Source organism: Yersinia enterocolitica (assembly GCA_002082245.2).
Classification (GTDB): domain Bacteria; phylum Pseudomonadota; class Gammaproteobacteria; order Enterobacterales; family Enterobacteriaceae; genus Yersinia; species Yersinia enterocolitica_E.
The window spans coordinates 1,777,589-1,802,953 of the sequence record NBTC02000002.1; the positions used below are offsets into that span (position 1 = coordinate 1,777,589).

Consider the following 25,365-nt stretch of genomic DNA (forward strand, 5'->3'; position numbering starts at 1 on the left):
CCGCAAAAAACTCAGGGCTAATAATGTCTATTAGCCCTTTAGGGTCATATCGCCGTCAAAAATTCAGCTCAGTGGCACCTCAGCCAAAAGTCCTAAATCCAAATAGCCACCAAGATCACGCCGCTGGGTGATGGGATACACGTCAAGGTCCGTCAGATAGGGGACGACACCTAATCGCGGGGCACTGATCATCTGTGTCAATGTTGCCATATACTCAACTTGTCGCCCCCCCGCAGGTATCACCTCATTAGCGATCCACCCTACCAGTTTCAGCCCAGCTTGTCGGATAGCCAAAGCGGTCAACAAAGCATGATTGATACATCCCAATTTGATGCCAACAACCATAATTACTGGCAGTTGCTCTCGTAAAACCCAATCGGCAAAAGTTGCCTGTGGCGACAGTGGGGTAAACCAGCCGCCAGCCCCTTCGACCAATATCCATTCTGCTGAGTGCTCAAGCTGCTGTAGTCCTTGCGATAAAACTGACAAATCAATCTCACGCCCTTCGCTGGCACTGGCAATATGGGGCGAGGTTGCCTCCAGAAATGTGAGCGGATTCACCTGTGAATAACTAAGTGCCGTACTGCTGTTTGCTTGTAGCGCCAAAGCATCACTGTTGCGCAATCCGTCAGGCGTCATCTGGCTGCCGGATGCCACCGGTTTATAACCGGCGGTGCGATAGCCCTGCTGGGCTGCGGCTTGCAATAAGGCACAACTGGCAACTGTCTTACCGACATCGGTATCCGTGCCAGTGATAAACCAACGTTTAATCACGATATATAACCCCATAAACTAAATGGTAACTCAGCGGGTAGGTGCCAGATTGGGTGCTATAAGCGCGTTGCAGGGCCACCAGCCGCTGGCGACCACTTAACCCAGACTGACGCCCCTGATGTAAATGCGTAGCACCAATGCCTTGCAGAGAGCGCATAAGCGCAATTACATCAGGAAACTGTTGCTGATATAACTCGGTTGTCAGGTGATGGCGATACCCCTGACAAGCGTCACTGATATGCTGAAAGGGGAGAAAATCATTCACATGGCGCTGGCCATCTACCTGTTGCCACGCCTGCCCCAGCTCGTCAAGAGACCCCTTTGCCAAGGTAGAAAACAGAATGATGCCGCCAACTCGCGTGACGCGATATAACTCAGCTAGCGCCTGCGGTAAATCAGCACACCACTGTAGCGCCAGATTACTAAAACAAATATCAACGCTTTGATCTGGCAGCGGTATATTCTCAATATCAGCCAATAAATAGCTGTCCGCAGCCTGCTGTCGCCGGGCGTGATCCAACATTCCGGCGGCCAAATCTAGCGCAGTAACATATCTGTCTCGTTCACGCCAACGGCGGCTGAAATAGCCAGTACCGCACCCGGCATCCAGCACCGACGCACCAGGGTGCTGATAACCCAGCGCCAATAAGGTATTCCCCGTTTCCCGTTGCAAACTTGCCGCTGAGTCGTAGCTACCAGCAGCCCGGCTAAATGCAGCCGCAATCGCCGGTTTATCAACCAAGGGTAATCGTGGATTATCAGCGACAAACGCCATACAGCACCTCCAGCAATCTGCCGATATCATCATATTGATGCGCAGCACTCAGGGTAATACGCAATCTGGCGCCCCCCGGCGGGACTGTTGGAGGGCGAATCGCCGTTACCCATAACCCCTCGGCGCGTAGTTGCTCCGCCAGTGTCAGTGTTTGCTGATTGTCACCCACCAGCAGTGGCTGAATAGCGGTTTCAGATGCCCCTAATTGCAACGGTAAGTCTGCCGCTCCACGCCGAAATTGCGCAATACGTTGCTGAAGCTGCTGTCGCAAGTCGTCACCTTGCTGAATACGTAATAGTGCCACTTGCAGCGCACAAGCCTGTGCTGGCGGCATCGCGGTGCTGTATATCAGGTGGCGGGCATATTGCAGCAGATACTCGGCAACCGGTTCCTGACACAACACTGCCGCCCCACTTAGGCCGAATGCCTTGCCAAAAGTGACCACTAACAGTTCAGGTTTTACCCCTTGCTGCCAGCAACTACCACGGCCACCTTCGCCACACACCCCAATTCCGTGCGCATCATCCACCAGTAACCAGCCACCCGCCGCCACAGTTTTTTGCTGCAAAGCAGCCAGTGGAGCGCTATCACCGTCCATACTAAAAACGCCTTCAGTGACCACCAATGTTTGGCCCGCACAGGGTTTATCGAGTAGGTTTTGTAGCGCATCGGGCTGATTATGCACAAAGCGCCGCAATTGAGCCGGAGAGTGTGCAGCCGCCTCCAGCAAAGAGGCGTGGCTGAGTTTATCGGCCAGTATCCTGTCGTCGGCGGCAGTTAACGCCGCCAACACCGCCTGATTTGCCGCGTAGCCTGAGATAAACAACAATGCACGCGGATAACCCAGCCAGTCCGCCAATTGGTGTTCCAGTTGGGCATGAGGCCGGCTATAGCCGGTAACATGGCCAGAGCCACCACTGCCAACACCATAGCGTTGCGCCCCCTGCTGCCACGCCGCAATCACGTCGGGATCCTGACTTAACCCCAGATAATCATTGCTGGAGAAGTTGAGATAACGCCGTTCTGCTGATTGCAACCAGCGCCCACTCGCCCCCTCATTAACCTGACGGCTACGGTAGGCCGCGGCGTCGCGTCGCTGTTGCAGCCCCTGCTCTATCTTGCTTTGCCAGTTCATCAGATTGCCGCGTTATAAAATTGTGTGCTCTCACCGGGCAATGAGTCACGCTGCAAGAGTTGCTCAGTCAATACTTGCTGCTGTTCGCGATCCCCTTGCTCGGTGGCGGTTTGCTGTGGATTCAGCCCCAATTTACGAAACAGTTGCAGATCTTTATCTTCTTCAGGATTCGCCGTGGTAAGCAATTTACAGCCGTAGAAAATAGAGTTAGCCCCTGCCATAAAGCACATCGCCTGCGTTTGCTCGTTCATTTGTTCGCGACCGGCAGATAAACGCACGTAAGAGGTTGGCATCATGATACGTGCGATAGCGATGGTGCGGATAAACTCGAAAGCATCGACGTCGTCGTTATTTTCCATCGGCGTGCCTTTCACTTTTACCAGCATATTGATCGGCACACTTTCAGGCGGTTTGGGCAAATTCGCCAGTTGTACCAGTAGCCCTGCGCGGTCACGAACAGTTTCGCCTAACCCGACAATGCCTCCCGAACAGACTTTGATACCGGCGTCACGAACTTCACTGAGGGTATCGAGCCGTTCCTGATAACTGCGGGTGGTAATGATGCTGCCGTAGAATTCCGGCGAGGTATCAAGATTGTGGTTGTAATAATCCAGCCCAGCCTCTGCCAACCGGTGAGCTTGCTGTTTATCCAGCGAGCCAAGCGTCATACAGGTTTCCATCCCCATGGCCTTGACACCTTCAACCATTTTCTCCAAATAAGGCATATCACGCTCATGGGGATTCTTCCAGGCCGCGCCCATACAGAAACGGGTTGAGCCAGCGGCTTTGGCCTTTTTCGCTGACGCCAGCACTTGTTCAACCTGCATTAAGCGCTCACTTTCCAAGCCAGTTTTGTAACGCGAGCTTTGCGGGCAATATTTGCAATCTTCCGGGCAAGCACCGGTCTTAATCGACAGCAAAGTACTGACTTGCACCTGACGCGAGTCAAAATGCTGACGATGAATCTGCTGCGCTTCAAACAATAAATCCAGTAGTGGTTTTTCAAACAAGGCCTGGGCTTGCCCGACTGTCCAGCGAATATAATTTGCCATTACGGCTTCTCCAAGGAAGAGAAAAAAGTTTCGCCAGTGTAAATAAACTCGATATACTGTCAACCATTCTTGCAATGAATTGGTTTACAACAATCCTCATGACACCTTCTGACCTGGCTTTTGATCAACGTCATATCTGGCACCCCTACACCTCAATGACTGACCCGCTTCCCTGCTATCCGGTGGTCGCAGCCGATGGCGTTGAGCTGCAACTGGCTGATGGCCGACGTCTGATCGATGGCATGTCATCATGGTGGGCGGCCATTCACGGCTATAATCATCCGGTACTGAACCACGCGGCACATCAGCAGTTGGATAAAATGTCCCATGTGATGTTTGGAGGTATCACCCACCCGCCCGCCGTGGAACTCTGCCAACAGTTGGTTGCTCTAACCCCTTCGGCACTAGAGTGTGTTTTTCTCGCTGATTCGGGTTCGGTGGCCGTTGAAGTGGCATTGAAAATGGCATTGCAATACTGGCAGGCCAAAGGTGAACGGCGGCAACGGATTTTAACCCTGCGCCACGGCTACCATGGTGATACTTTTGGTGCGATGTCAGTTTGTGATCCCCAGAATTCAATGCACAGTTTGTATCAGGGGTATTTAGCTGAAAATCTGTTTGCCCGCGCGCCACAATGCCGCTTCGACGAGCCGTGGAACCCGGAAGACATCACTGATTTTGCTGCAATGATAGCCACACATTCCAGCGAGATAGCCGCAGTCATTCTGGAACCGATAGTGCAAGGTGCCGGTGGAATGCGTATCTATCACCCCGCCTATTTGCGTGAGGTCAGAGCATTGTGCGATCAGCACCAGATTTTGTTGATTGCCGATGAAATTGCTACCGGTTTTGGCCGCACCGGTAAACTTTTCGCCTGCGAACATGCGCAAATCGTGCCAGACATTCTGTGTTTGGGTAAGGCGTTGACCGGCGGCTACCTGACTTTATCGGCTACCTTAACTACCCGTAAGGTGGCAGAAACCATCAGTAACGGTGATGCGGGTTGCTTTATGCACGGCCCGACATTTATGGCTAATCCATTGGCTTGCGCTGTCGCCTCGGCAAACTTGAGTCTGTTGGCTGAGAATCACTGGCAACAGCAGGTTGCCGCCATAGAAAACCAATTGAAACACGCGTTAATGCCACTTGCAGAACATGAAGCAGTAGCCGATGTGCGGGTATTAGGGGCAATTGGGGTAGTGGAAATGAAAGAGCCGGTTAACGTCGCGCGCCTGCAACGGCAATTTGTCGAGCACGGCGTGTGGATCCGCCCGTTTGGTAAACTGATTTACCTGATGCCGCCTTATATTATCTCGCCGCAATCACTGACGCGGTTAACGGATGCGGTGAAAGCTGCGATAGTAAATATCCACTAAAGCAGTGGTGGACAATATCGTTCGCAAATTGGCGGGGCAACTGCACCGATGGGCGCTGCGACGGCTTACGCCGTTACGACCCCTTCGACACATTTCCCCGCCCTGCAATATTATTTTTTAAGCTCTTGGTGCCAAAATAGTGACCCACATTGGCCCTTTCCCTACTGCATAGCGCTTAAGGGGGGTTAGCTCACCGCTGTGTTGATCAATACGATACACGGCAATATGATCCGACTTCTGGCCGGAAGAGATCAGGAAGTTACCACTGTTATCGATATTAAAACCGCGTGGCTGTGCTTCAGTCTGTTGGTGCCCGACCAACGTAATCTCACGCCCATCGTCAGAAACACTGAAAATACCCAGCAGACTGGCAGTACGGTCACTGATATAGAGATGACGGCCATTTGGCGTAATATGGATATCAGCCGCCCAACGAGTGCCGGTAAAGTCTGTTGGCATCGCATCCAGCGTCTGTATTAGCTGGTATTCTTGGCCGTTTTTGTTGATTTGATACACATCTACCGAGCTATTCAGCTCGTTAACACAATAGGCGACGTGTTTATTGGGGTGGAAGGCCATATGACGTGGGCCCGCACCGGCAGCAACCGGTATCGCCGCCTGAACGTGTGGGGTCAGTTTACCCTCAAGGCTCAGATCAAATAACCGCACCTTATCTTCTTTCAGGCAAGGTACCAGTAATATTTGATTGGTCGGATCAATATTCGCCGAATGTGGAGCAGGCAAATCATCCAATTGCTGAATAGGTGCCTGTACCACACCCTGCTCATCAATAGGGCTAATGCTGACACAGTTAAAGCTATATGAAGCAGAGAACAGGAAGCGGCCTTGTAAATCAGTGCCAATGTGCGTTGGGCTGCCTGGCAGTGGTGCCATGCCAGCGGCGGTCAATGTGCCATCGTCGCTGATGTTGTAGCTGACAATGGCAAAATCGGGGCGCACCCCTACATATAACTGGCGCTGGTTTGGATTGATTGTCATCGGCTGCACTTGCCCCGGCACCTCCACCGTTTGTAATAAGGTTAATGCACCGGCGGAATCTAATTGCCAAACATGGATCTGCTGACTGTCTGGGCTTGCCACGTAAACCACTTGCTTCATCTCTACTCCTTAGTCGAACCTATTAGGCAACACTGTTTAGCCTAGCTTACCTGACTCGGCGGACATAACAACAGTCTGCTGTCGCGCTGTTTAAAACTTATCCTGCTTATTTTTAGCTGATTATGCTACCCACTCCCAGGCTTGGTTTAATCAACCCGCCATCCGGTGTACCATCGGGTAATACTATGTAACCATACTATTAATGCCCTTATTAACGAGACTATTGCTGCCATGACCTATCGCATAATTGCACTGGATCTAGACGGAACGCTACTGGATCACAAAAAACGTATTCTGCCAGAATCCTTGTCCGCACTGGCGCAAGCCCGTGCTGAAGGCATCAAAGTGGTAGTGGTGACCGGCCGCCATCATGTTGCTATTCACCCGTTTTATCAGGCACTAGAACTTGATACACCTGCAATTTGCTGTAACGGTACCTATATTTATGATTACCATGCCAAAAAGGTATTAGATTCAAACCCCTTGCAGCCTCAACAAGCGGTTCAGGTGTTGCAGTTGCTGGAGCAAACCGGTATCCACGGGCTAATGTATGTGGACGATGCCATGCTCTATCAGCAAACCAGCGGGCATGTGATTCGCTCACTCAGTTGGGCTGAGTCATTACCACCCGCTCAGCGCCCAACGCTACTCCACGTTGATAGCTTGCTTGATGCTGCTCACACTGCCAGTTCTATCTGGAAATTCGCCACTTCACACTCGGATATTGAGCAACTGAGAGCGCTCGCAACCCAGATTGAGAATGACATGGGGTTGGCTTGCGAATGGTCATGGCATGATCAAGTTGATATCGCACAGGCGGGTAACAGCAAAGGTAAGCGGCTACAGCAATGGGTTGAATCTCAGGGTTTGAGCATGAAAGATGTGGTTGCCTTTGGTGATAACTTTAATGACCTGAGCATGCTGGAAAGCGCTGGTTTGGGAGTGGCGATGGGGAATAGCGCCGATGCTATCAAACAGCGGGCTGACCTGGTGATTGCCGATAACGAACAACCCGGTATTGCTGGCGTCATCCGCCAGCATGTCCTGGCTTGATAGTAAAAAACGCCCGGCTGACGGGCGTTTTATCGTCGGGTGAACCCAGGGGTTATCGCCCTCAATTCTTGCGGTTAAACGAGACACTTTTTATCTGTGCATACACCCACTGACCGGGTTTAAGCGCCAATTCATCCCGTGCCCACGGCGTGATCCGCGCCCACAACCATTGATCACCAACCGCGAGTTTGACATCGACCTGCCCATCCACCTCAAGGCATTCGGCAATTTTTACCGGCAAGATATTACGGATACTGCTGCTTTGCGGTGGCTGTAATACCAACGAAACATCGGCTGCATTAATCCGAATACGCATTGAGCTACCCTCTTGCGCATCAAGCTTACCCACCCACAATCGCTGATCACCTAACGCCAGCGCGGTCATGGCATAGCGGTCGTGGTGACCAATGACACTGACCCGCAGTATGCTGCTCGGTTCTTCCCGTTGCAGCCACGGGCGCAATGCACTACTGGCCCACACTTCCTCCAGCCCGCCGACCGCGCGCACTTTGCCACCATCCATAACCACCACTTGATCTGCCAGCCGCAGGATCTCATCCATGCTGTGGCTAACATACAAAATAGGGGTGTTAACATCTTGCGCCAACCGCTCCAGATAAGGCAGCAGCTCACGTTTGCGGGGCAAATCCAGAGAGGCCAGTGGCTCATCCATCAACAACAGTTCGGGGGCGGTCAATAATGCGCGCCCAATAGCAACACGCTGTTTCTCGCCGCCAGAGAGGGTCAGTGGGAAACGACTTAATAGTGGCTCGATACCCAGCAAACCGACAATTGTGTCAAATTGCCCACGCATTGACGGGGCCATGCCGTATTGTAAATTGCCCCGCACCCGATAATGGGGAAATAAGCGCGCATCCTGAAATACGTAACCGACTTTGCGTTTTTCCGGTGGCAGATAGATTTGCTGCTCGGCATCCACCAGCACCCGGCCATTTAACACCACTTTGCCTTGCTGCGGACGGGTCAGGCCACCAATAACATTAATTAATGAGGTTTTACCGGCCCCCGACAACCCGAAAATAGCGGTGATACCTTGGGCGGGCAGATTGGTGGAAACGCGTAAATCCAAATCGCCCAGTTGCTGACTGAAATCCAGCTCTAACATGGTGCCCCCATGCGTTTTTTACCCCAGCGGGCCAGCCATTCGGATAATAGCAACGCCACCAACGACAGAATAATGGCAATGACACACAAACGCGCAGCAGCAGCTTCCGCCCCAGGGGTTTCAATCAGTGTGTACATTGCCAGTGGAATAGTGCGGGTTTCACCGGGAATATTGGAGACGAAAGTGATGGTCGCCCCAAACTCCCCCAGTGAACGGGCAAAAGAAAGCACGGTGCCAGCAATCACCCCCGGTAAAGAGAGCGGTAACGTAATGGTGAAAAACACCCGCCACGGATTGGCTCCTAGCGTGCGGGCCGCCAGTTCCAGACGCGTATCAACTGCTTCCAACGCCAGCCGGATAGCCCTCACCATCAGCGGAAAGGCCACCACCGCCGAGGCTAACGCCGCACCACGCCAACTAAAACTGAAATTAATGCCAAACCAGCTATAGAGCCACTCGCCAATAAAACCGCGCCGCCCCATGCTTATCAACAATAAATAGCCAATCACCACGGGTGGCAGCACCAGTGGTAAGTGAATAATACTGTCTAACAACGATTTACCGGGAAAACGGCAGCGCACTAAAATCCACGCCATTAAAATGCCTAACGGCAAACTGCACGCCACCGCAACCGCTGAAACCTTCAGACTAAGAATAATTGCCTGCCACTCATACTCACTCAATATCATTAGCGTGGGGTAAATCCATAATTTTTGAAAATAACCGCCGCTGCTGGGCTTTTCAGGTAATCATAAAAAGCACTCACGGTCGGGTTTTCATGACCTTTAACAATTGCCATCGGGTATTCAACCGGCTTATGACTTGCTTCCGGGAATATCCCCACAACCTTAACTTTGTTACTGGCTATCGCATCTGAACCATAGACAATACCCAGCGGCGCTTCTGCCCGTTCGACCAGTGCCATTGCACTGCGCACGTTATTGGCCCGCGCCATTTCAGGGGCTAAAGTTGACCAGGCACCTAAATTCTCCAGTGACTCTTTGGCATAAATCCCAGCAGGAACATGATCAGGATCGCCCACCGCCAAACGGCCACCATCCAATAATTTCTTCCAGTCGGTTTTTTTATCGATTACGACTTTATCTATTTTACTGTCTTGCGGAGCAATTAATACCAGTTCATTACCTAATAAGGTGTAGCGAGTATTGGCAACAATTTGCTGTTTATCAATAGCATAATCCATCCATTGCTGATCGGCAGAAATAAACATATCAGCCGGTGCGCCCTGCTCAATCTGGCGTGCCAACGTTGAAGATGAAGCATACGACGCAACAACATCAACCTGCTTCTCTTTTTTATACTGTACGGCAATATCTTGTAATGCATTGGTCAATGAAGCCGCAGCAAACACTGTAATGTTGTCCGCCGCTAACGTGGTGCCGGAAAATGCTGCCAGCAGTGTTGCACTCGCTACCCAAACCTTGGCGTTACCGTATTGATTCTTCATGTTGTTCTCCGCATTAATGAAATCGCTATATACATGGGAATATAACGCAACATTATAAGCAGGTCATGCAGTTTATCGGCAAGATGCGAGGTATCTTGAGCTGTGGTAACAAGTGGGGGAGTGGAGGAAATGAGGGAGAAAAACGAAAATGCCCAGCGTCTATGTGCCGGGCATTCAGAAATCAGATTAAGAGCGTTCTTTGGTGTGACCGGTCTTAGAGATGACGTTGAACACCTCGCCCAGTCCATAGATAAGCCCCAGAATCACGGCCATCACCACCGGTACCATGACCACGGCAAAGACCAGACTTTTCAATAAATCCAACATATCAGCCTCTCATTACTGCTCATTGAGCGATAACTTACGTTATCACAATAACTAGGATCTATCATTTACTGTAAATTATATCAGCGATGAATGAACCCTGTTATTTTAACTAACAGCAAAAGAATGTAACCTGCCAAACGTGCGATTCAGGTGTATACAAGCACTTAGATAGCAATAATCCTTTCCCGCCGGAGTAAAAAATCATGCAGGCTGAAATTCTTCTTACCCTAAAACTTCAGCAACGGCTGTTTGCTGATCCCCGGCGTATCGCATTACTGAAACAAATACAGCATACCGGTTCCATCAGCCAGGGCGCAAAACTGGCTGGGATTAGCTATAAAAGTGCCTGGGACGCGATTAACGAAATGAATACCTTAGCCGAGGAAATATTGGTTGAGCGGGCAACAGGTGGTAAAGGCGGTGGCGGCGCGCACCTGACTCGTTACGGCGAGCGTTTAATTCAACTTTATGATTTGCTCGCCAAGATCCAGCAAAAGGCATTTGACACGCTGAAAGATGATTCGCTGCCACTCGATAGTTTATTGGCAGCTATTTCGCGCTTCTCTTTACAAACCAGCGCCCGTAATCAATTTTTCGGCACCCTGATTGAGCGGGATCATCAGCAGGTTCAACAACACGTCAATATCCTATTATCAGACGGCAAAACCCGGTTATCTGCGGCACTCACTCAACAGAGTGCTGATCGCTTGCAACTTTCGGCGGGCAAAGAAGTATTGGCACTGATCAAAGCCCCTTGGGTAAAACTGGTTACTGATCAGGCACTGGCGGGGGCTGCTGATAACTCTCTGCCCGGCACCGTGGCCAGTATTGAACCCGGCAGCGATCACAGTGAAGTTATCGTGACCTTAACTGGGGGAGCCAGCTTGTGTTCGACACAAAACAATAGCGAATTACATAAGCTGAATTTGCATGTTGGTAGTCACGTCATTGCCCAATTCAATGCAGATCGGGTCATTATCGCTACACTTTGCTAAATAATTCAGCTTAGTTATGCAAAATAACCTTAGTATTTACTGTTGACATTTTGCCCCTTTCCGATTATCCCTAACACCCTTATTGTGTTGCAAAATATGGAAAGAATGATGTCGGAGTTGCAAATATCGCAAGGTTGTTTTCGCCTGAGTGACACCCGGACACTCATCCTGCCAGCATTGCATGTTCAATCGGGTGATAGCTGGGCATTTGTCGGTGCCAATGGTAGCGGGAAATCCGCGTTGGCAAAGGCATTAGCAGGGGAATTAATCCTGTTGAGCGGCAGCCGCCACAACCATTTTCGCCACAGCGTGCATTTGTCGTTCGAGCAACTTCAGCAGTTAGTCAGCGAAGAGTGGCAGCGCAATAACACTGATTTACTCAGCGCAGATGAAGACGATACCGGGCGTACTACCGCAGAGATCATTCAGGAAGAATACGTTGATCCGCAACGTTGTCAGCAGTTGGCAGAGCAGTTTGGTATCAGCCAGTTACTCTCGCGTCGCTTTAAATATCTTTCTACTGGTGAGACCCGCAAAACATTGCTGTGCCGAGCGCTGATGCCACAACCGGATCTGTTGATTCTGGATGAACCCTTTGATGGTCTGGATGTGACAGCCCGCACGCAGTTGGCTGGTATGCTATCCACCCTTTCAGCACAAGGTGTCACGCTGGTGCTGGTACTAAATCGTTTTGATGATATCCCTGATTTTGTGCAATACGTCGGTGTGCTGGCAGATTGCCAATTAACCCATACTGGCCCCCGCCAGCAGATTCTTTCCGAGGCATTGATTGCCCAACTGGCGCACAGTGAAAACCTTGATGGTATGTTGTTGCCAGAAACAGAACACCCGCAACAGCAGGCCCCTTTCGCACCAGATAAGCCACTAATTATCTTGCGTAATGGCGTGGTTGAATACAATGACCGCCCTATTCTTCATAACCTGAGTTGGCAGGTTAATCCCGGTGAACACTGGCAAATTATTGGCCAAAACGGTGCTGGGAAGTCAACCTTACTCAGCCTGATTACTGGCGACCATCCGCAAGGATACAGTAATGATTTGACACTGTTTGGCCGCCGCCGTGGCAGTGGGGAAACTATCTGGGATATTAAACGCCATATTGGTTATGTCAGCAGTAGTTTGCATCTGGATTACCGCGTCAGCACCAATCTACGTACCGTGATTCTCTCCGGTTTTTTCGATTCAATCGGTATTTATCAGGCAGTGTCTGATCGCCAACAACAATTAGCCAATCAATGGTTAGACTTACTCGGTTTTTCCGCCGTGACCGCTAATCAGCCCTTCCACAGTCTCTCTTGGGGACAACAGCGGTTGGCACTGATCGCCCGAGCACTGGTTAAGCATCCTGCACTGTTGATTCTTGATGAACCCTTGCAGGGTTTGGACCCGCTTAATCGCCTATTGGTACGGCGTTTTATTGATGTAATGATCAGTGAGGGTGACACGCAACTGTTATTCGTTTCTCACCATGCTGAAGATGCACCACAGTGCATTACCCACCGTCTGACCTTTGTTCCTGATGGCGATATTTATCACTACCAACAGGAAAAGTTAGCAGGTTAAAACTCTTCAGGCATTTCGTTGAGGATAATGAGAGCTATCCTCAACGGAAGCGGCGTTTATTGGCGGGGGCTTATGCTATCATTCTTACTGCCAGCCCCTATCAGAGCCGGCGATAAACTTAACATATTCAGCCACCATCAGGATTTATACCCTATAAATTTCAGGTGCAGGCCAGCCGCAAGAAACAAAGCGCTCATAAGCCGATTTGAACTGCATGTACGTGAGTCCGCAGGCTAAGTCTCAAAAGGGGTATAGCCCTATAAGCCGAGCGAATCAAGCGGCCACCGCACCTGCGATTTGAAAGATGACGGGCATAACATTAAAGGGATATTTATGTGGGGCATACTTGCTGCTTCGTTACTTTTCTTATCAATTAACCGGGTACTTTCCCTGTTTCTCTTGCTGTCGTCACTGTCAATTGCCTTGTATCACGGTGTTTTGACTCTACCATCGGCCGCATTCTTGCTTCTAACATTGATTGTGGCACTACTACTGAAAAAATATCGTCACCGGAAATGGCCGGCCGTCGCACTGGAATTGCTGCTGGTGATGGCAGCAATCGCACTGTTTCTGCATCTGGTACCCGGTTTTAATAATCTAAATGTATTGAAAGACGTGAAGACAGGGCCACTCAGCGCACCCTTCAGCCTGTATTACAATCTTGATAAAGCATTAATACCTTTTATTTTACTGGTTTGCCTGCCAACCTTATTTGTCGCGAAAAAGCATCCATCAGTGAGCCGTGCAAGCTGGCTGGTATTGATTGTCAGTATCCCTGCATTGCTGTTGCTGGCTGTTGCCTTAGGCGGCCTGAAAATTGAGATGCACACCCCAGCATGGATAGGTTCCTTTGTGGTCGCTAATGTGTTTTTTGTTTGTCTGGCAGAAGAAGCACTGTTTCGTGGCTATTTGCAACAAAGGTTAAGTCAGTGGTTGGGTAACTATCCGGCCCTACTGCTCACCGCCCTATTATTTGGCGCAGCACATATTGCAGGCGGCCCGCTATTGATGGTGTTCGCCGCATTGGCAGGGTTAATTTACGGCCTGGCATGGCTGTGGAGTGGTCGTTTATTGGTGGCGGTTGCCTTTCACTTCGCCCTGAATTTGATGCATTTATTGTTCTTCACTTATCCTCTTTATTCATCGCACTAATCTTTATCTACCCTGTTATCTACCGACCCGAGGCTAGCATTCTTAACTGGAATCGGGCGGTGCATAACAGGCAGGACATTTCTGCTGAATTAATGGATGAGAACGCTACCAATCCAGTTATCTATGTGGTGACTGTTATTTATCTCTTGTTTTTGCCTATCCTTGCTTATTCCCCTGTCTTTATGCTTTTACTGGGATTAAACTGAGAGAAATTTAAATGTAAACGATTCCATTATTGAGCGCAGATCACCTTTTCTCACATAATGGCGTGCTATCTTTCTTAGACTAAAGTCATTCGAGGAGTCTTTTATGTACGTTCTGGTAACAGGTGGTAGCGGTTACATCGGTAGCCATACCTGTGTGCAATTGATTGAAGCTGGCTACCAACCGGTCATCCTCGATAACCTTTGCAACAGCAAATCCAGCGTATTAGCCCGGATACATGCCCTTAGCGGCTATACACCGAAGCTTTATCAAGGTGACATCCGTGACCGCGCTTTACTCGACCGAATATTTGCTGAGCAGTCTATCCATGCAGTCATTCACTTTGCTGGCCTGAAAGCCGTGGGTGAGTCGGTCAGTAAGCCACTGGAATATTACAATAATAATGTCTTCGGCACCTTAGTATTGCTGGAGGCCATGCGTGCTGCACAGATCAAAAACTTTATCTTCAGTTCCTCTGCCACGGTCTACGGTGATCAGCCACAAATTCCGTATGTCGAAAGCTTCCCGACCGGCTTGCCATCCAGCCCGTATGGCCGTAGCAAGTTGATGGTTGAGCAAATTTTGCAAGATGTGCAACTGGCTGACCCACAATGGAATATGACCATTCTGCGCTATTTCAATCCCGTTGGCGCACATCCGTCAGGCTCCATGGGTGAAGACCCACAAGGTATCCCGAATAACCTGATGCCATTTATTGCACAAGTTGCCGTTGGTCGTCGTGAATCGCTGGCCATATTCGGTAATGACTACCCGACACCTGATGGCACCGGGGTACGCGATTATATTCACGTGGTCGATTTAGCAGATGGCCATGTGGCGGCGATGAAAAAACTACACAATCAGCCTGGCATGCATATTTTCAATCTGGGTGCCGGCGTGGGTAGCAGTGTTTTACAAGTGGTCGAGGCATTCAGCAAGGCGTGTGGCAAGCCGCTGGCCTACCATTTTGCCCCGCGCCGCGAAGGTGACTTACCGGCTTACTGGGCAGATCCGAGCAAAGCTGCCGCACAATTGGGTTGGCGGGTACACCGCTCGCTTGATGAAATGGCGGCAGATACCTGGCGTTGGCAATCCAATAATCCTCAGGGCTATCCCGATTAAGGTGTTGTTATGACTGATTTTAACCCTGTGGATCATCCACACCGTAGATACAATCCATTAAGTGATCAATGGGTGCTGGTCTCACCTCATCGGGCCAAGCGCCCATGGCAAGGCCAGCAAGAGGCCCCGGCGACGGAGAATTTACCGGCGCACGACCCTGATTGCTTCTTGTGCCCTGGTAATACTCGGGTGACCGGCGATGTCAATCCTGACTATCCATCAACCTATGTGTTTACCAATGACTTTGCCGCGCTGATGCCAGATACACCTGATGCGCCGCAAAGTGATGATCCCTTGATGCGGAGCCAAAGTGCGCGCGGCACCAGCAGGGTTATTTGCTTCTCACCTGACCACAGTAAGACGCTGCCGCAACTCTCTTTGCCTGCGTTGGAAGATGTTATTCAGACCTGGCAGCAACAGAGTGCCGAATTAGGCCAAACCTACCCATGGGTGCAGGTATTTGAAAATAAAGGCGCGGCGATGGGGTGCTCAAATCCGCATCCCCATGGCCAAATTTGGGCCAATAGTTTTTTGCCAAATGAAGCGGCACGGGAAGACAGCCTGCAACAGCACTATTTTCAGCAAAATCAGTCCCCCATGCTGGTCGATTATGCTGAACGTGAGCGTCGTGACGGCAGCAGGACGGTAGTTGAAACCGAGCACTGGCTGGCGGTAGTGCCCTATTGGGCAGCATGGCCGTTTGAAATATTATTACTGCCCAAAGCCCATGTGCTGCGGTTAGAAGACCTTTCTGTGGAACAACGCAGTTGTCTCGCCATTGCCCTGAAAAAGCTGACCAGCCGCTACGACAACTTATTCTCGTGCTCTTTTCCCTATTCGATGGGGTGGCATGGCGCACCGTATAACGCAAGCGACAACACACACTGGCAATTGCATGCTCATTTTTATCCGCCGTTGCTGCGTTCGGCGTCGGTACGTAAATTTATGGTGGGTTATGAGATGTTGGCTGAAACCCAGCGCGACCTTACAGCAGAACAGGCGGCTGAACACCTGCGGGCAGTAAGTGATGTTCATTATCGAGAAGCCGGAGTCAAATAATGAGTTTAAAACAGCATACCCAGGCTATTTTTCGCCAACAGTTTAATCAAGAACCTGACATCACTATCAAAGCGCCGGGTCGCGTCAATCTTATTGGCGAACACACCGATTATAACGACGGTTTCGTGCTGCCCTGTGCTATTGATTATGAAACCGTCATCAGTTGTGGCAAACGTGATGACCGCCAGATTCGTGTTATTGCTGCTGATTATGAAAATCAGCAGGATATATTCTCACTGGATGCGCCAATCGTCCCACATGCCGAATACCGCTGGGCGGATTACGTGCGCGGCGTCGTGAAACACTTGCAACTGCGCCATGCCGATTTTGGTGGTGCAGATCTGGTGATCAGTGGCAATGTGCCACAAGGTGCCGGTCTCAGCTCTTCAGCATCACTTGAGGTCGCGGTCGGGCAAGCGTTGCAGTCTCTTTATCAATTGCCCCTTAGCGGTGTCGATCTGGCGCTAAATGGGCAAGAGGCAGAGAACCAGTTTGTTGGCTGTAACTGCGGCATTATGGATCAGCTCATTTCAGCGCTGGGTAAACAAGATCATGCACTACTGATCGATTGCCGTACCCTTGAAACCCGTGCCGTGGCAATGCCGGAAAACGTTGCGGTCGTCATCATTAACTCCAATGTGAAACGGGGTCTGGTTGATAGCGAATACAACACCCGCCGCCAGCAATGTGAAACTGCCGCCCGTTTCTTTGGTGTTAAAGCCTTGCGTGATGTGGATCCAACCCTGTTCTTCTCTATTCAGGATGAGTTGGATCCCGTCGTCGCTAAGCGTGCACGCCATGTAATTACCGAAAACGAACGCACGCTAGCGGCAGCTGATGCCCTGGCCTCCGGTGATTTGAAATTGATGGGGCAATTGATGCAGGAGTCTCATATTTCGATGCGTGATGACTTCGAGATCACAGTTCCGCCGATCGATAGCTTGGTGGATATTGTGAAATCCGTTATTGGGGAGCAAGGTGGTGTTCGTATGACTGGCGGGGGGTTCGGTGGCTGCATTGTCGCACTGATGCCAACGTCGCTGGTTGAGCAGGTTCGTGCAGCCGTAGCCCAGGAGTATCCGGCTCATAGCGGCGGTAGGAAAGAGACCTTCTACGTATGTCAGGCTTCACAAGGAGCGGGTTTATGCTGAAAAACGACGCTGCATCATCAAGCAGTGTTGACCAGTTAGCACCAGATGGTCACCCCTTTGAATTGACCGAATTGCATAATAAAGCCGGTATGAGTGTAACGCTGATGGACTGGGGCGCAACCTGGCTATCTGCGGTCCTGCCGCTGACCGATGGCGAAAAGCGCGAGCTATTGCTGGGCTGCCAGACTCCCGCAGACTACCTACGTCAAGCCGCTTATCTTGGTGCCACCGTTGGCCGCTATGCCAACCGTATTGCTAACAGCCAAATCACGGTGGAGGGTCAAACCCTCAATCTGTTACCTAATCAGGGACCTAACCAACTGCATGGTGGTCCTGAAGGTTTCCATGCTCGCCGCTGGCAAAAGGTTAAGCAGGATGAGAGGCAGGTGACTTATCAACTGCACTCACCTGATGGTGATCAGGGCTTCCCCGGTAATCTGACCGCCGAAGTGCAATATCTGTTGACGGAAGATAACCGATTGGAGATCCACTATCAGGCTCAGGTCGATAAAACCTGTCCGGTGAATCTGACCAATCATGCTTACTTTAATCTTGATGGTGAAGGGCTGGACGTACGGGCGCATCGGTTGCAGCTATTTGCGGATCGTTACTTACCGGTTGATAGTGAGGGGATCCCAAGCGGCGGATTGGCTAATGTTGAGAAAACCGGTATGGATTTCCGACAACCAAAAACATTGGCACGCGACTTCCTGCAAGACCGTTGTCAGCAGCGGGTTAAAGGCTATGATCATGCTTACCTGCTCCATCGTACTTGCGGTGCAACGGAAAGCCCGGCGGCTCATCTGTGGTCATCTGATAACCGGGTACAAATGAGTGTTTATACCACCGCACCTGCGTTGCAGTTGTATAGTGGCAACTTCCTTGGCGGAACACCGGCCCGCAAAGGGGGCACTTACGCCAGCTACACCGGCGTAGCGCTGGAAAGTGAATTCCTACCTGATAGCCCTAACCACCCCGAATGGCCACAACCTGATTGCTGGCTAAAACCGGGGAAAACCTACCGCGCCACCACGGTTTATCACTTTATCGCGCTATAAAGCTATATACCCAACAGATTTCAAGATGCAGGAAGACGAGATCCCGATGAGCTGACATAGGTCAGTGATTCGGGTGACAAATCGGTCGGGAACCGATTTGAACGCTGTTTGAAAGATGACGGGGATAACTACCCATATTGAGCACTGCCGACTACGCTTAACAGCATCTATCTGCGGTGATACTGACCTGTTTCCCGCCCTTTCCGACCCTCAATATTATTTAAGGAATGTTTATGCGCCTAACTACCCTATGGTTACTCTGTGCGGGATTACTGCTTAGTGTCAATGTGATGGCAGCAGATACGGCGAAAACACCGTCACCCGCTCAGGCCGCACAACAGAAGAAGATGACTGACTGTAATCAGCAGGCAACGACCCAATCACTGAAAGGCGATGATCGGAAGAAGTTTATGAGTCAGTGCCTGAAAGCGCAGATTCATCCCGATGAAAAAGCCCTGACGCCACAACAGCAGAAAATGAAAAGCTGCAATGCCGACGCAGTGACCAAAGCGTTAAAAGGTGATGAGCGTAAAACCTTTATGAGTACCTGCCTGAAGAAAGCCGCCTAATCCCCGCAGCCGGAGGGGTATTTAGTACCCCTCTTTTAATTGGATATAAACCGATACCTAATAAATATCAAGATCCAGGAAGGCGGTAAGCGAGGGAACCCCAATGAGCTTAACTTCCGCTAAAAAATTGGCTATGGTTAAACACAAACCATTGCTGTTGGCGGCAATCCCGCAATATAATGATAATAGTTATCATTGAATATTAATCTATACCCTCAGGTAATTGCGTGGTTAGACAGCGTCTTCAAGTCCGAGGGGTATAGAGATTGAGTTTCACATTAAAGGAGTTAACGCTATGGCAGTAACTAAGCTGGTTCTGGTACGACACGGCGAAAGTCAGTGGAACAATGAAAACCGCTTCACCGGTTGGTATGATGTTGATTTATCTGAGAAAGGCCGTGGAGAAGCACAAGCGGCGGGCAAGCTGTTAAAAGACGAAGGTTTCGCGTTTGATTTTGCTTATACCTCAGTACTGAAACGTGCTATCCACACCTTGTGGAGTGTGCTGGATGAACTGGATCAGGCCTGGCTGCCAACGGAAAAAACCTGGAAACTGAATGAGCGTCATTACGGCGCACTGCAAGGTCTGGATAAATCAGAAACTGCGGCCAAGTATGGCGACGAGCAAGTTAAATTGTGGCGTCGTGGTTTTGCTATCACCCCACCTGCGCTGGAAAAAAGCGATGAGCGCTTCCCTGGTAATGACCCACGTTACGCAAAACTTACCGATGCAGAACTGCCAACCACAGAAAGCCTGGCGCTGACCATCGAACGCGTTATTCCTTACTGGAATGAAGTGATCAAACCCCGCATTGTCAGTGGTGAGCGAGTCATTATCGCCGCCCACGGTAACTCTCTGCGAGCATTGGTAAAATATCTGGATGACCTGAGCGAAGATGAAATTCTTGAGCTGAACATCCCAACTGCCGTACCTTTGGTGTATGAGTTTGATGAAAACTTCAAACCAATCAAACGCTACTATCTGGGTAACGCTGATGAAATCGCGGCTAAAGCCGCCGCTGTTGCTAACCAAGGCAAAGCGAAGTAATCATCCCTGATTAGCACCATTAAAAAACCCCCGAACATGATCAATGCCGGGGGTTTTTATTTGCCTGCTCGCTATTATTGGCGGCGCGCTTTGACGGCATCTGCTAACTCACGTAATACCGTTTCGGTGTCTTCCCAGCCGATACACGCATCGGTGACACTTTTGCCGTAAGTCAGTGGTTCGCCACTTTCCAGATTCTGATTGCCTTCCACCAAATGACTTTCAATCATCACGCCCATAATCGATTTTTCACCATGAGCAATCTGGTTGCAGACATCTTTACTGACGTCCATCTGCTTTTTAAATTGCTTGCTACTATTAGCATGGCTGAAATCGATCATGATCTGTGGTTCCAGGCCCGCTTTACTCAGCCCTTCTTTAACCGCAGCAACATGAGCACTGCTGTAGTTTGGCTCTTTGCCACCACGCAGAATAATATGACAATCGTCGTTACCGGCGGTATTTACAATCGCTGAATGACCCCATTTGGTCACTGACAGGAAGCAGTGCGGTGCACTAGCCGCATTAATGGCATCGATAGCGACCTTGATAGTGCCATCGGTGCCATTTTTAAACCCAACCGGGCAAGACAGACCTGAAGCCAGCTCACGGTGAACCTGAGATTCAGTGGTACGGGCGCCGATGGCACCCCAGCTCATCAGGTCAGCCAAATACTGCGGGGTTATCATATCCAAAAACTCACCCGCTGCTGGCAGCCCGCTCTCGTTGATATCTAACAATAACTTACGCGCGATACGCAGACCGTCATTGATGTCATAGCTAGCATCCATATGCGGATCGTTAATCAGACCTTTCCAACCCACCGTGGTACGCGGTTTTTCAAAATAAACCCGCATCACCACTTCAAGCTCGCCTTGCAGTTCTTCACGCAGGGTTAGCAAACGGGCCGCATACTCTTTGGCCGCTTGGGTATCATGAATAGAGCATGGACCGATGACAACCAACAAACGGTCGTCTTGGGCACGCAGGATGTTATGAATAGCTGTGCGGGTCTTGGATACCGTCTCTGCTGCGTTCTCACTGGCTGGAAACTTCTCTAACAAAGCAACAGGGGGCAGGAGTTCCTTAATTTCATTAATCCGTAGGTCATCATTCAGGTAATTCATAGTTCTTCCATTAAGTCTTGTGACGGTCATCGCACAACGTCTATCGGTACCAATCTAGTTGAACCAATCTAGCTGGTGAATTGAACGCTGTAAATCTACTTTATTACATTTGGTGTTCTGTGCAGATAAACAGCAATAATGCGGTTTACTCGATTAGGTATCAACTTATTGAATGAAGCCATCAATTTTTATCTGGATTGTTATTTGTTATAAAATCATTAATAAGAGTCATACTCGGTTATCACCCCCCTCTTATCCCTAAAGGTTAATACGGTTTATGCCTAGGTTACTGTTAGTTGATGATCACCCCGTGGTGCATGTTGCCCTTGAAGCCGCACTGATGCGCGCGACACCACGTTATCATCTGCATTGCGCTGCTGATGACCAGCAGGCATTGGCCTTATTGGCGGAATATCACTTTGATCTGTTAATTTTGGATATCAGTTTGCCACAGCTTGACGGTTTGCAGTTTTTACGCAAAATCCGCCGCCACTATCCACAGCAGTCCATCATGATTTACACCGCCCAGGAAGAAGAGGTTTATGCCAAAATGGCTTATTCCGCTGGGGCACAGGGTTTTATGCATAAAGGGCAGCCGATGGATAACCTATTGCAAGCCATTGATGCCGTTATTGCCGGCCAACGAGTATTCCCCGCCAGTACGCTGGATAGCAGCTCCACACCTAACGATGAAAAATACCATTTAACCCAGAAAGAGCTGCAAATATTGGGATTACTCAGTAAAGGCCATTCTAATTTACATATTGCTGAGTTACTGAATATCAGCAATAAAACTGTCAGCACACATAAGAAAAATATTCTCAATAAAACCGGTGCAGCAAATTTACTGGCATTAATTGCCGTATTTAACGAGCTACAACCATGAGAAAATGCGGGTTAGTATTGCTATTCATTGTCCAATTCTGCCTGCTGCTACCCGCACAAGCGACCTCTACTTTGCACTACAATTTAGTTAGCAGCTTGAACATACCGGCCAGCACACCGTTTATCACACCTAATAATCCATGGCGTAATGCCACTTTGCGGGTTGGCATCCTCAACGACAATGTGAGCCCGTATAATATTATTGTCGATGGTGACCTGTACGGTCTGAATGCCGATTACCTTAACTATATTAAGCAAGCAACCGGGGCCAATGTGGAGGTGATAGGCTTCTCCGACGCCACAACCCTGAATCAGGCATTAAAACAAGGTGATATCGACCTACTGTTTGGTTTACCTCGCAGCGCATTAAATCCCAACTTATATATATCAAAACCTTACTATGTCAGTAAGTTACTGGTGTTACGTAGCCGCCAAAATAGCCGTCAGGTAATGTTAAACTCGGCTGATGCGCGCATTGCTATTAGTAAAATGGCCGGTATGCAGTTGGTCGATGAAATTCAGAATAAAACCCCGCATAACCAGCTGTTTGATAATAATCTGCAAGCCATTTACTCCTTATTAAACGGCCTTAATGACTACTTTATTGCCGATGAAACCAGTGCCAGCTTTATTATTGATCAACTGCAACTGGGGCAAATTTATCAGGTTGAGAATGATATAAAGCCCGGCAGTATCTCTTTGGTGTTTGCGGCAACCAATCCGGCATTGATAGAGACGCTTGATCACGTTATCAGCAACGTCCCTATGGACGTTCTTAATACCATTCAGGGCCGCTGGAGTAAAAAAATTCCCAGCTATCTCGATACCGGTAATGCTGATCTTACCCGCATGGAGCAAGAATGGGTTAAGGCCCATCCCGTGGTGTATTACGCCGCCATCGATGATGACTATCCCTTTACTTATCGTGGCAGCGATAAACAACCACGCGGCTATATTGTCGATATTCTCAATACCATTGCGCAAAATACTGGCCTGCAATTTTCGCCGGTCTGGAGCAGTAACCCACGGTTGGCCGATCAACTGGTGCAACAAAATAGGGCCATGATGCGGGCTTTACTGCCGCTAGCCGGTGGTTTCAAAGCGCAATATGACAGCTCGATGCCCATTCACCGTGCCTTGTGGGGGGTGTATACCAACGCGTTCACCCATAACGTCTCAACGTGGGGAGATCTATCTGGCAAGCGTCTCGGTGTGGTGGAAGGGGATTTAGGTCAGCAACTGATCCCCCCCCAGACCTTGGCCACTGTCTTTGCTAACCGTAAGGCAATGTATGATGCACTGGCTAATGGGCAGTTGGACGGGTTGATTGATAATGTCATCTCCGCCAATTTTATGGTTCTTTCCCGCTATTCCGGGGTCATCAAACTGGCATTTGCGGCAGATAACATTGCTTATCCACTGGCCTTTGGCGTCGCCCAACATTCACCGTTACTGCTGTCGATTCTCAATAAAAACTTGCTACAAATCCCCCCCGCCACCCTACAATCACTGCGTGATGAATGGGTATCCGATCCTCGCAATATTATTGATGCGGTAAATGAAAATCGCATGATGCCCCCTGCCACCTGGTTGTTTAGCGCCCTTGGCGGGCTATTGATACTGCTCTTGGTGGTGATGGTCCGCCGTTTTATTCAGCGGCGCAAAGAGCGACGTGAGCGAGAAGTCTTGGAACAGGCGCGCCTGCAAGCCGAAACCGCTAATCAGATGAAAAGTAAATTTCTGGCAACTATCAGCCATGAGCTACGAACACCAATGAATGCCATCCTTGGTTTGTTGGAACTGGAGCTTAAAAAAAACACTATCGCGCAGGGTAATTTGCCCGTTATTTACAGCTCAGCATCATCGTTATTAAGTCTACTCAATGACCTACAAGATTATGCCAAGTTGGAAATTGGCTCGTTACAGCTTTTACCACAACCTACTGCGTTGATTCCTTGGATTAATCATATTCGCGCGGTTTATCAACCGCTGTTGGGTATGCGGCCGATAACCTTAAATGTCAGTTACAGTGATAACTTACCTGAAACAGTTCTGCTTGATGGCGGTCGCTTACTTCAGGTCATGAACAATCTAATTAACAATGCCATTAAGTTTACCCGCCAAGGCGAAATTAATGTTCGGATGGCGTGGCAACCGCAGCACGAAGGGCAAGGAGAGTTGATATTGCAGGTGGAGGACAGTGGTTGCGGAATAGCCGCTGCGGAAATACCCCACCTGTTCCAGCCCTTTTATCGGGTTGAGAGCAGCAACAATCTGATGATCCCAGGCAGTGGTTTGGGTTTATCGATCTGCAAAGAGCTTATTGACCGAATGAATGGCACTATCAGCCTGGCCTCAGAGCTGAATAAAGGCACCGTGGTCACCATCAAATTATTGCTTGCCATGGAGACGGTATCGCCGCCAATCCTGAGGCCCGCAACAGAAATTACAGACACGTTATGCCGGTCTCCTCTTCGTGTCGCGATGGTTGATGACCACCCGAGTAACCTCCTATTGATGCAACAACAGCTCAGGCATTTTGGTATTGAATCCGAGCTGTTTGATAATGGCCGCCAGCTATTACACGCTCATTTTCAGCAACCGTTCGATGTGCTGTTTGTCGATTACAATATGCCCACTCTGGATGGTTTTACCCTGGCGCGAATCATTCGCCGACAAGAGCGCCCATCTCAGTCTAAGGCGGTAAAAATCATCCTTTGCTCGGCCGATGTACAAGAATTTACCCGTATCCGGCCTGGGAATATCGTTATCGACCATTGGCTGACCAAACCGGTGACACTCAGTGATATTGAGCGGGTATTACGCATACAAACCGTTATGACCACAGAGCAACCGGTTTACGATAACCTGCGGGAAATACTATTACGATTGGGTAATCAAGACCCAATTATGGTGCGCAAATTAGTGGTGACGCTGCTTGATTCCATGGTGCATGACCGCCAACAACTTGCACTGGTACCACAGCCGCTAGCGGCCCGTGCACAGGTATTACACCGCATTAAGGGCAGTTTTCTGATATTGCAAAATGCCGCAGGTGCCGCATTATGTCAGCAGTTAATTAGCCAATGCCAGCAAGGAAAAATCGCTCCTGCGGCCTATACTCAACTGCAGAATCTATTAGCACAGTTGATTAAAGGTTTGAATCAAACCCTGTCAGAGCTAACATAAACCGACAGTTCGGTGCA

The 25,365-nt window shown here is 49.7% G+C and carries 23 protein-coding genes; 13 read left to right on the forward strand and 10 right to left on the reverse strand.

The features are described from left to right. Positions 1–63: 63 nt before the first annotated feature. Genes A6J66_009565 through A6J66_009580 form a run of 4 tightly spaced genes read right to left on the reverse strand, consistent with a single transcriptional unit; the run spans position 64 to position 3,736 of the window. Positions 64–774 carry an ATP-dependent dethiobiotin synthetase BioD gene (locus A6J66_009565; protein PNM24415.1) on the reverse strand — a complete coding sequence of 237 codons (711 nt, stop codon included), beginning with the start codon at positions 772–774 and terminating at the stop codon, positions 64–66. After that, the gene (gene bioC, locus A6J66_009570) at positions 767–1,549 is read right to left on the reverse strand and encodes a malonyl-[acyl-carrier protein] O-methyltransferase BioC (GenBank protein PNM24416.1); all 783 of its coding nucleotides are present in this window, start codon (positions 1,547–1,549) and stop codon (positions 767–769) included. The genes A6J66_009565 and bioC overlap by 8 nt, the downstream gene beginning before the upstream one ends. Next, positions 1,533–2,684 carry an 8-amino-7-oxononanoate synthase gene (bioF, locus tag A6J66_009575; GenBank protein PNM24417.1) on the reverse strand — a complete coding sequence of 384 codons (1,152 nt, stop codon included), beginning with the start codon at positions 2,682–2,684 and terminating at the stop codon, positions 1,533–1,535. Before bioF ends, bioC begins: the two co-directional genes overlap by 17 nt. Then, positions 2,684–3,736 carry a biotin synthase gene (locus A6J66_009580; protein PNM24418.1) on the reverse strand — a complete coding sequence of 351 codons (1,053 nt, stop codon included), beginning with the start codon at positions 3,734–3,736 and terminating at the stop codon, positions 2,684–2,686. The genes bioF and A6J66_009580 overlap by 1 nt, the downstream gene beginning before the upstream one ends. A 98-nt stretch (positions 3,737–3,834) precedes the next feature. On the opposite strand from A6J66_009580, the gene A6J66_009585 reads away from it, so the two are divergent. Next, entirely contained in the window at positions 3,835–5,112 is a 1,278-nt protein-coding gene (locus tag A6J66_009585) for an adenosylmethionine--8-amino-7-oxononanoate transaminase (protein PNM24419.1), read from the forward strand. A 117-nt stretch (positions 5,113–5,229) separates the two neighbouring features. Here the strand turns inward: A6J66_009585 and A6J66_009590 are convergent, their stop codons facing one another. Further along, positions 5,230–6,231, reverse strand: a complete 1,002-nt coding sequence (locus tag A6J66_009590) for a 6-phosphogluconolactonase (protein PNM24420.1) — start codon at positions 6,229–6,231, stop codon at positions 5,230–5,232. 231 nt (positions 6,232–6,462) lie between these two features. On the opposite strand from A6J66_009590, the gene A6J66_009595 reads away from it, so the two are divergent. Next, a complete protein-coding gene (locus tag A6J66_009595) occupies positions 6,463–7,284 on the forward strand; it encodes a Cof-type HAD-IIB family hydrolase (protein PNM24421.1) in 822 nt (273 codons plus the stop codon). 61 nt (positions 7,285–7,345) lie between these two features. Here the strand turns inward: A6J66_009595 and modC are convergent, their stop codons facing one another. The 4 genes from modC to A6J66_009615 all read right to left on the reverse strand — a co-directional run bounded on the left by modC (position 7,346) and on the right by A6J66_009615 (position 10,205). Beyond that, entirely contained in the window at positions 7,346–8,410 is a 1,065-nt protein-coding gene (gene modC / locus A6J66_009600) for a molybdenum ABC transporter ATP-binding protein ModC (GenBank protein ID PNM24422.1), read from the reverse strand. Then, positions 8,404–9,099 (reverse strand): molybdate ABC transporter permease subunit, encoded by a 696-nt coding sequence (gene modB / locus A6J66_009605; GenBank protein ID PNM24423.1) that lies wholly within the window; start codon positions 9,097–9,099, stop codon positions 8,404–8,406. Before modB ends, modC begins: the two co-directional genes overlap by 7 nt. Further along, positions 9,099–9,878, reverse strand: a complete 780-nt coding sequence (locus tag A6J66_009610; GenBank protein ID PNM24424.1) for a molybdate ABC transporter substrate-binding protein — start codon at positions 9,876–9,878, stop codon at positions 9,099–9,101. The genes modB and A6J66_009610 overlap by 1 nt, the downstream gene beginning before the upstream one ends. Positions 9,879–10,064: 186 nt before the next feature. Further along, entirely contained in the window at positions 10,065–10,205 is a 141-nt protein-coding gene (locus A6J66_009615; protein PNM24425.1) for a multidrug efflux pump-associated protein, AcrZ family, read from the reverse strand. 203 nt (positions 10,206–10,408) lie between these two features. Here A6J66_009615 and A6J66_009620 point away from each other — a divergent pair, with 203 nt between their 5' ends. From A6J66_009620 to A6J66_009660, 9 genes are all read left to right on the forward strand, one after another. Next, positions 10,409–11,200 carry a molybdenum-dependent transcriptional regulator gene (locus A6J66_009620; protein PNM24426.1) on the forward strand — a complete coding sequence of 264 codons (792 nt, stop codon included), beginning with the start codon at positions 10,409–10,411 and terminating at the stop codon, positions 11,198–11,200. A 108-nt stretch (positions 11,201–11,308) separates the two neighbouring features. Beyond that, positions 11,309–12,784, forward strand: coding sequence for a molybdate ABC transporter ATP-binding protein ModF (locus A6J66_009625; GenBank protein PNM24427.1), 1,476 nt, complete (start codon positions 11,309–11,311; stop codon positions 12,782–12,784). Between the two features lie 333 nt (positions 12,785–13,117). Then, positions 13,118–13,936 (forward strand): CPBP family intramembrane metalloprotease, encoded by an 819-nt coding sequence (locus A6J66_009630; GenBank protein PNM24428.1) that lies wholly within the window; start codon positions 13,118–13,120, stop codon positions 13,934–13,936. Positions 13,937–14,245: 309 nt separating this feature from the next. Beyond that, positions 14,246–15,262: a UDP-glucose 4-epimerase GalE gene (galE, locus tag A6J66_009635; GenBank protein ID PNM24429.1), complete on the forward strand. Its 1,017-nt coding sequence runs from the start codon at positions 14,246–14,248 to the stop codon at positions 15,260–15,262. A 9-nt stretch (positions 15,263–15,271) separates the two neighbouring features. Beyond that, positions 15,272–16,321, forward strand: coding sequence for a galactose-1-phosphate uridylyltransferase (locus A6J66_009640; protein PNM24430.1), 1,050 nt, complete (start codon positions 15,272–15,274; stop codon positions 16,319–16,321). After that, a complete protein-coding gene (locus A6J66_009645; protein PNM24431.1) occupies positions 16,321–17,472 on the forward strand; it encodes a galactokinase in 1,152 nt (383 codons plus the stop codon). Before A6J66_009640 ends, A6J66_009645 begins: the two co-directional genes overlap by 1 nt. Then, complete coding sequence (gene galM, locus A6J66_009650; GenBank protein ID PNM24432.1) at positions 17,466–18,530, forward strand: galactose mutarotase; 1,065 nt, start codon at positions 17,466–17,468, stop codon at positions 18,528–18,530. The genes A6J66_009645 and galM overlap by 7 nt, the downstream gene beginning before the upstream one ends. A gap of 233 nt (positions 18,531–18,763) precedes the next feature. Continuing rightward, a complete protein-coding gene (locus tag A6J66_009655) occupies positions 18,764–19,099 on the forward strand; it encodes a phosphate-starvation-inducible protein PsiF (GenBank protein ID PNM24433.1) in 336 nt (111 codons plus the stop codon). Between the two features lie 295 nt (positions 19,100–19,394). Beyond that, positions 19,395–20,147, forward strand: a complete 753-nt coding sequence (locus tag A6J66_009660) for a 2,3-diphosphoglycerate-dependent phosphoglycerate mutase (GenBank protein ID PNM24434.1) — start codon at positions 19,395–19,397, stop codon at positions 20,145–20,147. Positions 20,148–20,221: 74 nt separating this feature from the next. On the opposite strand, the gene A6J66_009665 is transcribed toward A6J66_009660, so the two are convergent. Next, positions 20,222–21,274 carry a 3-deoxy-7-phosphoheptulonate synthase gene (locus A6J66_009665; protein PNM24435.1) on the reverse strand — a complete coding sequence of 351 codons (1,053 nt, stop codon included), beginning with the start codon at positions 21,272–21,274 and terminating at the stop codon, positions 20,222–20,224. A gap of 277 nt (positions 21,275–21,551) precedes the next feature. Here A6J66_009665 and A6J66_009670 point away from each other — a divergent pair, with 277 nt between their 5' ends. Then, a complete protein-coding gene (locus A6J66_009670; protein ID PNM24436.1) occupies positions 21,552–22,160 on the forward strand; it encodes a DNA-binding response regulator in 609 nt (202 codons plus the stop codon). Next, a complete protein-coding gene (locus A6J66_009675) occupies positions 22,157–25,348 on the forward strand; it encodes a histidine kinase (protein ID PNM24437.1) in 3,192 nt (1,063 codons plus the stop codon). The genes A6J66_009670 and A6J66_009675 overlap by 4 nt, the downstream gene beginning before the upstream one ends. Positions 25,349–25,365: the final 17 nt, after the last annotated feature.